Origin of the sequence: Nocardia arseniciresistens (assembly GCF_046764875.1) — a bacterium.
Classification (GTDB): domain Bacteria; phylum Actinomycetota; class Actinomycetes; order Mycobacteriales; family Mycobacteriaceae; genus Nocardia; species Nocardia arseniciresistens.
This window is the reverse complement of sequence record NZ_JBKORD010000002.1, coordinates 205441-218944: the sequence shown is the minus strand read 5'-3', so window position 1 is coordinate 218944 and position 13504 is coordinate 205441. Positions and strand designations below refer to the sequence as shown.

13 protein-coding genes are annotated in these 13504 nt (G+C 66.0%); 11 read left to right on the top strand and 2 right to left on the bottom strand.

Features of this window, described 5'->3' with window-relative positions; all coding sequences use genetic code 11:
- Positions 1 to 53: 53 nt before the first annotated feature.
- The 9 genes from ACLMAJ_RS04620 to ACLMAJ_RS04580 all read left to right on the top strand — a co-directional run bounded on the left by ACLMAJ_RS04620 (position 54) and on the right by ACLMAJ_RS04580 (position 9065).
- A complete protein-coding gene (locus ACLMAJ_RS04620; RefSeq protein WP_412012220.1) occupies positions 54 to 1697 on the top strand; it encodes a serine/threonine-protein kinase in 1644 nt (547 codons plus the stop codon).
- Positions 1698 to 1724: 27 nt separating this feature from the next.
- A complete protein-coding gene (locus ACLMAJ_RS04615; protein WP_412012219.1) occupies positions 1725 to 2402 on the top strand; it encodes an HAD family hydrolase in 678 nt (225 codons plus the stop codon).
- 227 nt (positions 2403 to 2629) lie between these two features.
- Positions 2630 to 3493 carry a HalD/BesD family halogenase gene (locus ACLMAJ_RS04610; protein ID WP_412012218.1) on the top strand — a complete coding sequence of 288 codons (864 nt, stop codon included), beginning with the start codon at positions 2630 to 2632 and terminating at the stop codon, positions 3491 to 3493.
- A gap of 53 nt (positions 3494 to 3546) precedes the next feature.
- Positions 3547 to 4380, top strand: coding sequence for a class I SAM-dependent methyltransferase (locus ACLMAJ_RS04605; protein WP_412012217.1), 834 nt, complete (start codon positions 3547 to 3549; stop codon positions 4378 to 4380).
- Entirely contained in the window at positions 4377 to 6191 is a 1815-nt protein-coding gene (locus ACLMAJ_RS04600) for a choline/carnitine O-acyltransferase (RefSeq protein WP_412012216.1), read from the top strand. Before ACLMAJ_RS04605 ends, ACLMAJ_RS04600 begins: the two co-directional genes overlap by 4 nt.
- Before the next feature lie 86 nt (positions 6192 to 6277).
- On the top strand, positions 6278 to 6559 hold the full coding sequence (locus ACLMAJ_RS04595; RefSeq protein ID WP_412012501.1) for a phosphoribosyl-ATP diphosphatase: 282 nt from the start codon (positions 6278 to 6280) through the stop codon (positions 6557 to 6559).
- A 48-nt stretch (positions 6560 to 6607) separates the two neighbouring features.
- The gene (gene hisG, locus ACLMAJ_RS04590) at positions 6608 to 7459 is read left to right on the top strand and encodes an ATP phosphoribosyltransferase (RefSeq protein ID WP_412012215.1); all 852 of its coding nucleotides are present in this window, start codon (positions 6608 to 6610) and stop codon (positions 7457 to 7459) included.
- Between the two features lie 227 nt (positions 7460 to 7686).
- Positions 7687 to 7821, top strand: a complete 135-nt coding sequence (locus ACLMAJ_RS04585; RefSeq protein ID WP_412012214.1) for a hypothetical protein — start codon at positions 7687 to 7689, stop codon at positions 7819 to 7821.
- Entirely contained in the window at positions 7821 to 9065 is a 1245-nt protein-coding gene (locus ACLMAJ_RS04580; protein WP_412012213.1) for a YeiH family protein, read from the top strand. The genes ACLMAJ_RS04585 and ACLMAJ_RS04580 overlap by 1 nt, the downstream gene beginning before the upstream one ends.
- 64 nt (positions 9066 to 9129) lie before the next feature.
- Here the strand turns inward: ACLMAJ_RS04580 and ACLMAJ_RS04575 are convergent, their stop codons facing one another.
- Complete coding sequence (locus ACLMAJ_RS04575; protein ID WP_412012212.1) at positions 9130 to 10041, bottom strand: RecB family exonuclease; 912 nt, start codon at positions 10039 to 10041, stop codon at positions 9130 to 9132.
- A gap of 71 nt (positions 10042 to 10112) precedes the next feature.
- Between ACLMAJ_RS04575 and ACLMAJ_RS04570 the strand changes: the two genes are divergently transcribed.
- Positions 10113 to 10946: a tRNA (adenine-N1)-methyltransferase gene (locus ACLMAJ_RS04570; RefSeq protein WP_412012211.1), complete on the top strand. Its 834-nt coding sequence runs from the start codon at positions 10113 to 10115 to the stop codon at positions 10944 to 10946.
- Positions 10947 to 11030: 84 nt separating this feature from the next.
- Here the strand turns inward: ACLMAJ_RS04570 and ACLMAJ_RS04565 are convergent, their stop codons facing one another.
- A complete protein-coding gene (locus tag ACLMAJ_RS04565) occupies positions 11031 to 11513 on the bottom strand; it encodes a WKL family lipoprotein (RefSeq protein WP_412012210.1) in 483 nt (160 codons plus the stop codon).
- Between the two features lie 212 nt (positions 11514 to 11725).
- Here ACLMAJ_RS04565 and arc point away from each other — a divergent pair, with 212 nt between their 5' ends.
- Positions 11726 to 13486 carry a proteasome ATPase gene (arc, locus tag ACLMAJ_RS04560; RefSeq protein WP_412012209.1) on the top strand — a complete coding sequence of 587 codons (1761 nt, stop codon included), beginning with the start codon at positions 11726 to 11728 and terminating at the stop codon, positions 13484 to 13486.
- The last annotated feature ends 18 nt before the right edge of the window (positions 13487 to 13504 follow it).

Sequence of the window (13504 nt, the reverse complement as noted above, 5' to 3'; positions counted from 1 at the left end):
GCTTACGCGCGGAGTGCGAATTACTCGGCGGGCAAGCAGGAGGGCACAACACCATGACCTCGGATCGGTTGATCGCGGGACGGTATCGGATCACGGATCCGATCGGCTCCGGCGCGATGGGGGTTGTGTGGCGCGGAACCGATGTTCGATTGCGCCGTACGGTCGCGGTGAAGCAGTTGCTGCTGGCGCCGGGCCTGTCGCGCTCGGCCGCCATCGAGGCGCGGCTGCGCGCGATGCGGGAGGGCAGGATCGCGGCCCGACTGCATCACCCGAATGCGATCACCGTCTTCGACGTCGCCGAAGAGGACGGCCAGCCGTGGCTGGTCATGGAGTACATGAACGCCCCGAGCCTGGCGGCGAAGCTGTCGGGCAAGCGCACTCTCGCCCCGACGGAGGTGGCCAAGATCGGTGCGCAGGCAGCGGGAGCGCTTGCCGCGGCGCACGACGCGGGCATCATGCACCGGGACGTGAAACCGGCGAATATTCTCGTCGGCGACGACGGCACGGTGAAGATCACCGACTTCGGCATTTCCCGCGCGGTCGGCGATGTGACGGTCACCGCGACCGGTTTCCTGGCGGGCACACCCGCCTACCTCGCACCGGAGGTGGCGCGCGGGGAGAACCCGGAGCCCGCCTCCGATGTGTTCGCGCTCGGGTCCACGCTGTATGCGGCGGTCGAGGGTTCGCCACCGTTCGGTGAGGGCGATAACCCGCTGGCTGTCCTGCACGCGGTGGCGCGCGGCGAGATACCGCCACCGAGGCAGGCAGGCGCGCTCGGACCGGTATTGCTGCGGCTGCTCGCCCCGACGATCGATGCCCGCCCGACCATGCGCGAGGCGCAGGCGGCCATGGAAGCCGTCGCCGCGGGCCGTACTCCGGCATTGGCGCCTGTTGCGGCATTGACGAAGACGCTGCCCACCCCCGGTGCGGACGCCACGACGGTGATGCCCCCCGGCCCCAACGGTGCGGACGGTGCCACCGAGATGATTTCCGCGTCCGCGATGGCCGGCGTGCCCACGGCAGTCGCCGGCACGCCGCCGACCCGATCGGGTGGCACCCTGCCCGGCGGTACCGGCGACGGCCAGTCGCGGGGACGGCTGCTTGTCCTCGCGGCCGTAGCTGCCGTGGCGGTATTGATCGTGGTTGTCCTGATCGTGTCCTCCATGAACGGCGACGGCAAAGACGGCCGGACCGCCGCGCCGCCCGGAACCGCCACCTCCACCGCCGTGGACAACCCGGTCTCCCCTTCGACGGACGCGGCCGGACCCGCCCAGCAGGAGCCGCCCGCGGCGACGAGCGCACCACAGCCGAGCACGACGCCCGCCCCGTCCTCGGCGTCGGTCACGCCGAGTCCATCTGTCCCGCCGACCACCACCGCCCCCCTCGGTCCGCCCACCGCCGACCGGATCGCGCAATTCATCCAGGGCTATTACGGGACGCTGCCCGGCAACGTCGGCGGCGCATGGGGCCAGCTCTCGCCCTCATATCAGGCCCAGACCGGCGGTTACGACGCCTACGCCAGGTTCTGGGGTTCGGTCCGCTCGGTGCGCGTGGGTGCCGTCACACCGAACGGTGAGAACCGCGCGGTCGCTTCGCTGACCTATAGCCTGAAGGATGGCTCGACCTCATCGGAGAACCGGTGGTTCCAGGTCGCGTCGGACAATGGGCGACTGCTGATCGCGGCCTCTGGCACGTAGTCGGCGAGACGAAGGAGACTCAGCGCGGTGACGGCGCGATCAGAACTGGCAGGTGTGCTGTGGGACATGGACGGCACGCTGCTCGATTCGGAGAAGCTGTGGGACATCGGTGTCCGTGAGCTGGCGCGCGCGCATGGTCATGAGATGACCGACGAGCTGCGGCATGCGTTGATCGGTGCCTCGGGGCCCGACGCGCTGCGTCTCATGTTCGAGGGCCTCGGCATCGAACCGACGGTCGCTGCCGTTGCTGCCGCGGGCGAGCTCCTCGAGGCGAGGGTGACCGCACTGATGAGCGGCCCGATCCCGTGGCGTCCCGGCGCGAAAGACGCGCTGGCCCTGGTGCGGACCTCCGGCCTCGGCACGGCGCTCGTCACCAATACCAAGCGGTCGCTCACCGAGTTCGGGCTCGATACTCTCGGCCGCGACTACTTCGACGTGTCGGTCTGCGGCGACGAGGTGGCCAACGGCAAGCCCGAGCCCGACATCTACCTGCGCGCCGCTGAGCTGCTCGGCCTCGACCCGCGAAACTGTGTGGCCGTCGAGGACTCGCCGACTGGTGCCCGTGCGGCCCAGGCCGCGGGTTGCGCGGTGATCGTGATCCCGTGTGAGATCGCGGTACCGCCGCTGCCGGGACGTGTCTTCCGTGATTCTCTGATCGGACTGACACTCGCCGATCTGAAAGACGCATTGCGCGTGCGGGACTGAGACGGCTTTCGATTGTACCGAGTGTCGGTGTTGATCTTGTTCTGCGCCATGACAATTCGAACGAAGCGATTGTGATCGATAGCCTCCGTGTATGTATTCCCGGTCGCTCAACAGTGAGAGTTACTGTGCGGCAATGTAAATGACCGCTGCTCGTAGGTGTGACGGTAGTCACGGGCAATTTTTCCGAATCCCGGGCATGTCTTCGGATACTGCACCAAAATAACGCCATGGCAGCGACCGGTGTGCTGGACGAGATCGTCGATACGACACGATATTCGCTCGAGGATCCGGGGGGATCGAACTGGCGGGACGCGGTGGCGCACGCGCGGGCGGAGCTGGGCGAGGTCGGCTGCACGGTGCTGCGGGAATTCATCAGGCCGGAGCTGATCGAGACGCTGTGCGCGCAAGGGGACGCGATAGCGCCCGAGGCGTATTACGAGGTCGAGCGGGTGAACGCATACAACATTCCGCTGGATACCGAACTGCGGGAAGATCATCCGGGTCGGATCGTGATGGAGCGAGGGAATGCGTTCGTGCCCCGCGATCGGATTCCGGCCGACGCGCTGATCCACCGCCTCTACATCAGTGACGAGTTCCAGCGGTTCGTCGCGGATTGTTTCGGACTTGCCCAATTGCACGAATTCGCCGATCCCCTTGCCGGACTGTGTCTCAACGTGGTGGCTCCGGGAATGTCGCATCCGTGGCATTTCGACACCAATGAATTCACCGTCAGCATGCTGACCAAGCCCGCCGAGGTGGGTGGTGTTTTCGAGTACTGCCCCAATATCCGCTCGACCGGCGCCGAGAACCTCGACGACGTACGCGAGGTGCTCACCGGCGCGGGCGACCGGCTGATCCGACGGCTCGACCTGCGACCCGGCGACCTGCAATTGTTCCGGGGGCGTTTCTCACTGCACCGAGTATCCCCGGTGCGGGGTGCCACGCAACGACACTCGGCGATCTTCGCCTATACCGATCGTCCCGGTGTCATCGGCACCGTGGAACGCACCCGCCAGCTGTTCGGGCGCGTGCTGCCCGAACACCTGGCCGCCGCGGCCGCCGCCGTCCGAGGTGACCGACTGCTCGACTGAGCAGAACGACGCTGCCTGGGCAGCACAAAGCTCGACCCGAGAGGAACGAACTAGTGCCAGTGCCGTTGCATACGACCGGAAAAGCCTCCTTCGACGATATCTACAACCGGCCCGATCCCCGCGAGTACTACGCCAGGATGGCCGAACTCGACTATCGGATTCCGGAACTGGCGAAACCATTCCTGCAGCAACAGATTCGGGAGTATCGCGCCTCCGCGCGGGTGGCAACCCCGACCGTGCTCGACATCGGTTGCTCCTATGGTGTCAACGCGGCACTGCTGCGTTTCGACACGACCATCGGCGAGCTCGCCGAGCACTACCGAACGGCCGAAGGCGACCAGGCCGGACTCATCGCCCGCGATCGCGCCAGGCTGGACGCGCAGGACAAACTTCCCGACGTCCGCTTCGTCGGCATGGACGCCGCTCGCCCCGCCCTGTCCTACGCGCACGCCGCCGGGTTCCTGCACGACACGGTGCACGCCGACCTGGAAGCGGAGGACCCGACCGACGAGCAGCGTGCCACGCTGGCGACAGCGGACATCGTCGTCTCCACCGGATGCGTCGGTTACGTGACGGAAAAGACCCTGTCTCGGGTTGCGCTCGCGCACCCACGCAGGCGGCCGTGGATGGCACACTTCGTCTTGCGTATGTTCAGCTTCGAGCCGATCGCCGAGGAACTAGCCGGACTCGGCTACCGCACCGAGCAGGCGCCCGGCTGCTTCGAACAACGAAGGTTCGCCTCCGACACCGAACGCGCACAGGTGCTGAATACTCTGTCCGACAAAGGCATCGATACCACCGGTCACGAAACAGACGGCTGGCTTTACGCCAACCTGTACCTCTCCCGTCCACTTCCCAAACACGCCGACCCCGAGGAACCGCATTGAGCCAACGCACCTTCGCCGCCGACGAACACCTGCCAAGGGTGCCGCTGCCGACGCTGGAGGACAGCTGCGCCCGACTCCTGGAATGGTGCGCACCGCTGTTGACCGCCGACGAAATCGCCACCACCGAGGCGGCCGTCGCCGACCTGCTGCGTGCCGGCGGCCCCGGCCGGACACTGCACGCCGCGCTGGCGGAATACGACGCTACCCCGGGCGTCGGAAGCTGGCTGGACCTGTTCTGGCCATCGCGCTACCTCGGCAGGCGTGACCGAATCGCGTTGAACGCGAACTTCTTTTTCCTCTTCCGTGACGACACCCCGTTGGCCACCTCGACCGCGGCGGGACAGGTGCAGCGCGCGGCGGGGATCATCGCGGCCGCCGTCGCTTACAAGGCGGCTCTCGACGCCGAGGAAGTACCGCCCGCAACCCAGCGCGGCCAACTACTGACGATGTGGCAGAACAAGTATCTGTTCTCCGAGACGCGGATCCCTGGCGCGGAACAGGATTCCGTGCGGGTGCCCTACAGTGCGGAGTGGCCCGGTCCGTCGCAGGCCCGGCACATCGTGGTGTTCTTCCGTGGCAGCATGTTCCGCTTGGACGTCATCGGGACCGACGGCGCACCGTACTCCCTCGACGACCTCGCCGACGGGCTGAGTGCGGTGCTGAAGGCCGGCGCGCGCTCCGCTCGCACCGACTCCGCCGTCGGGCACCTCACCACCAAGGCGCGCGCTGAATGGGCCGAGAGTAGGCAGGCACTGCGCGCCGAACCGGCCAACGTCGCGGCGCTGGACACCATCGAGACGGCGCTGTTCTGCCTGTGCCTCGAGGACTTCGCTCCGCGCGACGAACTGCAAGCCTGCGACCAGCTGCTGCACGGTGACAGCGCCAACCGGTGGTTCGACAAGGCGGTGTCGTTCATCGTCCTCGGCGACGGGCAGGCCGGGATCAATATCGAGCACTGCGGGTTGGACGGCACCACCATCCTGTCCTTCGTCGACAGCTTGCTGGAGCGCTCGGCAGCAGAGCACGCCGCGAGTTCCGGCGCCAAGGCGCAGGGATTGCCCTCGGTCGAGCCGATCGAGTTCGTCCTCGATGCCGCCCAGCGCGGCGACATCGCGGCCGCGGGCGCGGACTTCGCTCGCTACGTCGCCGAGAATGCCACCACCACCGTCACGTTCGAAAACTTCGGCACCGCACGGGCAAAGCAACTGGGGGTCTCGCCCGATGCGTTCGCGCAGTTGAGTTATCAGCTGGCCCATCGGCGCAGCAAGGGCCTGACCGGCGCCACCTACGAATCCATCGCGACCCGCCAGTACCGCAACGGCCGCACCGAGGCAATGCGGGTGGTGACCCCGGAGATGGTGGCCTTCGTCGACGCGATGCAGGATCCGGCGGTGGATGCGGGTAGCCGCGTCGCCGCGGCACAGAGGGCGGCGACCGCGCACGTCGTGCGGGCCAAGCAGTGCCAGGCCGGTGACGCGCCCGAACAGCATCTCTGGGAACTGGAGTGGATCCAGCGCCGCCGTGGTGTCGAACTCGGCGTCGAAGCGCCGATCGCGCTCTACGAAAGCCCGGGCTGGACGATCATGCGCGATGACTACCTGAGCACCAGCTCGGCCCCCTCGGTCAACATTCGCTACTTCGGGTTCGGATCCACCAGCCCCAAGTGCATCGGGATCGCGTACGTGCTGCTGCCGGATCGGTGGAATCTCTACCTCGCGACACCGAGGTCGGTCGCGTCGGAGATGCATGCCTTCGCCGATCATCTGCGCACGGCCGTCGCCGATCTGGAGGCACTACTCGCGGGCGCCTGAATCGGCGATGTCGAAGTTCCGGTCGCTGTCGTGACGCGGCGACCGGAACCCATCGGCGTACCGCGGCAACAGGCCCGCATCCGGGTCTGAAAGAATGTCACCTCGTGAAGAACTTCGAAACCCTGTTCGCCGAGCTCCAGGATCGTGCAGTCACCCGCCCCGCGGGGTCGGGGACGGTCGCCGCGCTGGACGCGGGCGTGCATAGCCAGGGTAAGAAGGTGCTCGAGGAGGCCGGTGAAGTCTGGCTGGCCGCGGAGCACGAGAGCGACGAGGCGCTCGCGGAGGAGATCTCGCAACTGCTCTATTGGGTCCAGGTGATGATGGTCGGCCGCGGATTGAAGCTCGAAGACGTGTACCGACATCTGTGACGGTCGCCGGATTCCGTAGTTTCTCCCTTCCGAAAGGACACCATCCCCATGCTGCGCGTCGCAGTCCCCAACAAAGGCGCCCTGTCCGAGTCCGCCACCTCGATCCTGTCCGAGGCCGGCTACCGCAGGCGCACCGATTCTCGTGATCTGACCGTCCTCGATCCGGCCAACCAGGTCGAGTTCTTCTTCCTGCGGCCCAAGGACATCGCCATCTACGTCGGGTCCGGCGAACTCGACCTCGGCATCACCGGTCGTGACCTCGCACTGGATTCCGGTGCCACCGTCCAGGAACGGCTCTCGCTCGGCTTCGGCCGGTCCACCTTCCGCTACGCCGCCCCCGCGGGACGCGAGTGGAAGGTCGAGGACCTCTACGACAAGCGCATCGCCACCTCGTACCCGAACCTGGTGCTCAGCGATCTCGCTGCGCGCGGAATCGAGGCCGAGGTGATCCGGCTCGACGGCGCGGTCGAGATCTCCATCCAGCTCGGCGTCGCCGATGCCATCGCCGATGTGGTCGGCTCCGGACGCACGCTGCGCCAGCACAACCTGGTCGCCTTCGGCGAGACGCTGTGCGATTCGGAGGGCGTGCTGATCGAACGAGCGGGCTCCGACCAGCAGGACCGCGCACGCAACCAGCTCATCGCCCGCGTCCAGGGGGTCGTGTTCGGTCAGCAATACATCATGCTGGACTACGACTGCCCGAAGGAGCTGCTCGACCAGGCAGTCGAGATCACTCCCGGCCTCGAGTCACCGACCGTGTCCCCGCTCGCCGACGAAGGCTGGGTCGCGATCCGCGCCATGGTGCCGCGCAATCAGGGCAACGAGGTCATGGACCAGCTCGCGGAGCTCGGCGCAAAGGCCATCCTGGCCTTCGATATCCGGTCCTGCCGCGCCTTCTGATTCCCTGTCGGGGGCTGCCGCCGAATGGCCGATGCTCGCGAGGTCCGTCGCCATGGCATCGGCCATTCGGCGTGTCCGAGTTGTCGCGCTTCGCGTACGCGCATGTGGCCCGAGTGGTCGGTTTGTCTTGTATGAGTGATTAATTCAGGCCGCGCGCAACCAGTGTGCTGCCTCGTAGAACGTTGCTACCGTGCGGCCTCTCGATGAGGAAATGCAAGGAGCGCACCGTGTCACAGACCTCGGCCGACAAACCTTCGGGCAGCACATTCGCATGGAGTGAGGACTGGCTGGCGACAATCGTCGGCCTTGTCCTCGTTGCGCTGGTTCTCGTCGGCGTTATCCCGGATTGGCTGGTGCCGTGATGTCGGATACCGAATCGGACACCCAAATCGAGGTGAGCGCCGGGACCGGGGCAGTCGAAGACGCGGCTCCCGAGACGGGCGATACGACTGCGGTTGCCGTAGATGCCGATGCCGATGCCGAGGTCGCCCCGGTGCGATCCGAAACTGCTGCACTGCAAGCGATATCGCGCCCCAGCATCGCCGAGGTCGTGGCAGGCGTCGCTGTCGTGATCCTGCTCGGCGCGCTGACCCGCTACTTCGACACCCATGTGCCGCACTGGGCGATCGACACTCCGCTCCAGCGGGTCGCCAAATCGATCGAGTTCCCGGTTTACGCCATTGTGATCGGTCTGCTCGGCAATGTGGTGCTCGCCGAGTTCGATCTGCGCGAACGGCTTTCGGCTGGTTTTCGCACCGAGTTCTTCATCAAGACCGGTGTGGTGCTGCTCGGTGCGTCGATCAACCTGAAGATCTTGGTTACCGCGGCGGGCCCGTCGATCCTACAGGCGTTGCTGCTGATCACCTCGGTGTTCGCCTTCACCTGGTGGCTGGGCGGGCGGCTCGGGCTCGACGACAAGCTGCGTGCTCTGCTGTCCTCAGCGGTCTCGATCTGCGGTGTGAGCGCGGCGATCGCGGCCGCGGGCGCGGTGCAGGCCCGGCGGGAGCAGATCGCGTACGCGGCGTCGTTGGTGATTATTTTCGCGCTGCCATCGATCTTCGTGCTGCCATGGCTCGCCGATGTCTTCGGGCTGTCGGACGCGGTGGCCGGTGCGTGGATCGGCGGCAACATCGACACCACCGCGGCAGTCGCTGCTTCCGGAGCGCTCGCGGGGGAGCAGGCGCTACAGATCGCCACCATTGTGAAGACCACCCAGAACGCGCTGATCGGGATTGTCGCGATCGCGCTGACCGCCTACTTCACCCTCCGCGTCGAGCGGAACACGAGCGCGGCGCGCCCGTCGTTTCGGCAGTTCTGGGCGCGGTTTCCGAAGTTCGTGATCGGATTCGTCGCCGCGTCGGTGATCGGCACCCTCTACCTACAGTCGGTGGACAAGAAGACCGGTGCCGCGCACATCGCGATCATCAACGACCTGCGCACCTGGTTCCTGATCCTCGCGTTCGTCTCTATCGGGCTCGAGTTCTCGCTGCGCGGCCTGCGTGCGGCGGGTTGGCGCCCCATTGTCGTTTTCGGTTCGGCGGTCGTGGTGAACCTGCTTGTCGGCCTGGGGCTTTCGGTGCTGCTTTTCCGCAACTTCACGATCTGAGCCCCCCCGCGCCCCGCCGCGGGTGCGGCGCGTTCGGGGCTCGCTCTCGAGCGTCGATCGGCGCTCAATCGGATACCGCGTCGGCCAGCGTCTCATCCGGTGTCTCGCGGGTTCCGCCATCGGGCCACCCAGGGTACGGCGGCGGTGTGCCGCCGAATTCGGGGCACAGGTCCTTATAGGCGCAGAAGCCGCACAGCCAGCTCTGGCTCGGTCGGAAGTCGCCGGTGCGACCCGCTTCGAGAATGGCCTGCCACAGCGCGGAGAGAGTGCGTTCGAAGCGCAGCAGTTCCTCTTCGTCTGGGGCGTAGGTGAGCAGTTGCGCATCGGCTAGGTAGATAAGTCGTAGTTGGGTGGGCAGAATGCCGCGGGTGCGCAACACGACCAGCGCGTAGAACTTCAGCTGGAACAGCGCCTTGGCCTCGTGCGCGACTCCAGGTGCCCGGCCGGTCTTGTAGTCGACCACCCGGAGTTGACCGGTCGGCGCCACATCGATGCGATCGACGAAACCACGCAGCAGCACACCGTCGTCGAGTTCGACCTCGACCCGGGACTCACAGGATTCCGGTTCGAACCTCGTCGGATCCTCGAGCCGGTAGTACGTCTCGACGAGCGTGCGCACCTCCCCGAGGAATTCGTCGAGTCCGCCCTCGGCCACGAGTTCGGCGATCTCGGGTTGCTCGGCGAGCACTCGGGCCCACGCCGGTTCGGCGAGGGCCGCAGCGCGCTCGGGTGCGCGCTCTGGGGCGGGTAGTCCGTAGAGGTCCTCCAGCACCGCATGCACCACCGTGCCGCGGACCGCGTTGCGCGAGGGCGGTTCGGGAATTCGATCGATGGCGCGGAATCGATATTTCAGTGGGCACTGCTTGAAATCCATTGCCCGCGAAGGAGACAACGCCGGGCGGGAGCGACGTGTCGCGGCTGCGGGCTCGAGCGACTTGTCGGCGTCGGCGGGGGGCGTCGTTACGGGCACTGGCATACCTGGCAGGCTATCCGGCGGTACCGACACGCCGGTGCCATCACTCCAGGAACCCAGCGAAACGGAGATTCATGACGGCCAGACGGACCGGTCCATTCACCACAGGTGACCGGGTACAGCTGACCGATGCCAAAGGGCGCCTCTACACGGTGGTGCTGGAACCCGGTAAGGAGTTCCACACGCATCGCGGCGGGATCAAGCACGACAGCCTGATCGGAGCCGACGAAGGCACCGTGGTGAACTCGACCAACGGCACGCCCTATCTCGCCCTGCGTCCGTTGCTCGTCGATTACGTGCTTTCGATGCCACGCGGTGCTGCGGTCATCTACCCCAAGGACGCCGCGCAGATCGTGCACGAGGGTGACATGTTCCCCGGTGCGCGGGTGCTGGAGGCCGGAGCCGGTTCCGGCGCACTGACTTGCTCGCTGTTGCGCGCGGTCGGCCCGCAGGGCGAGGTTATCTCCTACGAGATCCGCGACGACCACGCCGAGCACGCCGTGCGCAACGTCGAGACCTTCTTCGGCGAACGTCCAGCTAACTGGTCGCTGACCGTCGCCGATGTCGCTGCCTACGACGGCCAACCGGTCGATCGTGTCGTGCTCGACATGCTTTCCCCTTGGGATGCGCTGCCCGCGGTGGGCAAGGCCCTGGTGCCCGGCGGCGTGCTTGTCGTCTATGTGGCAACCGTCACTCAGCTGTCGAGGGTTGTGGAGGCCCTGCGTGAACAGGAGTGCTGGACCGAGCCGCGCTCGTGGGAATCGATGGTGCGTGGCTGGCATGTGGTCGGACTCGCGGTGCGCCCGGAACATCGGATGCAGGGCCACACCGCATTCCTGGTGAGTGCGCGGCGACTGGCCGAGGGCACCGTCACGCCGAAGCCGCAGCGCCGGCCGTCCAAGGGCTGAGGCAGCGAGCGCGACATGACCGATCGAACAAAAGCCGTCCTCGTCCCGTTGTATCGGGCGAGGGCGGCCTTCGGTCCGTGCGTGCTACGGCGTGCAGGCCGCCTGGGCGAAGCCGAGCATCGTGCAGGCGGCGGCGTCGGAGAGCTTCCACTTGCCATCGACGTGCTCCCACGTCATCGGCATGGCAGGGGCGCTGCCGTGCGGGGAGGTGATGACGACCTGCGCGGTCGCGGTGGTGCCTTCGACCTTGACGTCGGTCACAGCGAAGATCAGCGTGCCGTATGCGCCGAGCGCCTGATTCATCTGATCGATATTGGCGGTGCGCTTGTCACCGTTGACGATGACCGCGGTCTTCTCGGCGGTCGACTTGGTAGGGTCCGCGACCAGCACCAGGGTGGCCTTCAGGTCGTCCGCCGTCGGCGCCGTCTCGGTGCCGTGCGCGCCGTGGTCGGCGCTGGTGGCCGCCGCGCTGGTGGTGGTACTCGCCTCGGCGGTATCGGCTTTATCGTCGGAGCCGCAGGCTGTGAGCCCGACGGTAACGGCGACGGCCGCCACAGCGGTAGCCACGGAAACGCGCAGTGTCCTGGCGGGGAGGAGCATCGTCAGCAACCTTTCGGTTCAGTCGGCGAGATAGTCGCCGGAAGCAGGTTAGGGCAGGCTAACATGGTTCGTCCGGCCGCTGACCGCAGCCTAGATGTGATCACGACGAAACCATGTCGGAAAGCGAGAACGGTTCGCGCCCGGTAGCGTTGATAGACCGGGAACGGGAGGAGCAGCACATGAGCCCCATCGAGAATTCGGATTCGGCGGCCTGGAGAGAGCTCGAGGCGGTACGCGCCGAAGCGGCTGCACTCCGAAGGCAACTCGCCGATTCGCCGGATCAAGCGCGGGAATTGGAAGCCCGCATCGATTCGCTGACGATTCGCAACGGCAAGCTGATGGACACACTCAAGGAAGCGCGACAGCAACTCGTCGCGTTGCGTGAGGAAGTCGATCGGCTGGGTCAGCCACCGAGCGGATACGGCATTCTGATCGGCGTACACGAGGATCAAACGGTCGACGTGTTCACTTCGGGCCGCAAGATGCGGCTGACGTGCTCACCGAACATCGACACCACGATCCTCGAATACGGCCAGACCGTCCGCCTCAACGAGGCGCTGACGGTTGTCGAGGCGAATCTCTTCGACAAGATCGGCGAGATCGGCACGTTACGCGAGATCCTCGACGACGGACGCCGGGCGCTGGTCGTCGGCCATGCCGACGAGGAGCGCGTGGTGTGGCTGGCGGGCCCGCTGGCCAAGCTCGCGGAGTTCGACGATATGGACGACCCCGATTCGCCCATCCGCAAGCTGCGGCCTGGCGACTCGCTATTGGTGGATACAAAGGCGGGCTTCGCTTTCGAGCGCGTACCCAAGGCCGAGGTCGAAGACCTCGTACTCGAGGAAGTGCCCGATGTCGACTACACCGATATCGGTGGACTCGGTCGCCAGATCGAGCAGATCCGCGACGCGGTGGAACTGCCCTTCCTGCACAAGGAACTGTTCCGCGAGTACGCGCTGCGCCCGCCCAAGGGTGTGCTGCTCTACGGTCCGCCCGGCTGCGGTAAGACGCTGATCGCGAAGGCGGTGGCCAACTCACTCGCCAAGAAGATCGCCGAATCCCGTGGTGAGGATGCCAAGGAAGCCAAGTCGTTCTTCCTCAACATCAAGGGCCCGGAGCTGCTGAACAAGTTCGTGGGCGAGACCGAGCGCCACATCAGGATCATCTTCCAGCGGGCACGCGAGAAGGCGTCCGAAGGTACGCCGGTGATCGTGTTCTTCGACGAGATGGACTCGATCTTCCGTACCCGTGGATCGGGCGTGTCCTCCGATGTGGAGACCACGGTCGTGCCGCAGCTGCTTTCGGAGATCGACGGCGTCGAGGGCCTCGAAAATGTCATCGTGATCGGCGCGTCCAACCGTGAGGACATGATCGACCCCGCGATCCTGCGACCCGGTCGACTCGATGTGAAGATCAAGATCGAGCGGCCGGACGCGGAATCGGCACAGGACATCTTCTCGAAGTACCTGACCGAATTCCTGCCGTTGCACGCCGACGACCTCACCGAGTTCGACGGCGACAAGGCCAAGTGCATCCGCGCGATGATCGAACGGGTCGTCGACCGGATGTATGCCGAGAGCGATGACAACCGCTTCCTCGAGGTCACCTACGCCAATGGTGACAAGGAGGTTCTGTACTTCAAGGACTTCAACTCCGGCGCCATGATCCAGAACATCGTGGACCGCTCCAAGAAGTACGCCATCAAGGCAGTGCTCGACACCGGCAACCCTGGTCTGCGCATCCAGCACCTCTACGATTCGATTCAGGACGAGTTCTCCGAGAACGAGGACCTGCCCAACACCACGAATCCCGATGACTGGGCACGCATTTCGGGCAAGAAGGGCGAACGGATCGTCTACATCCGCACGCTGGTCACCGGCAAGAACGCCTCGGCGAGTCGGGCGATCGACACCGAGTCGAATACGGGTCAGTATCTGTAAGGTTCGTTATCGAAAGGC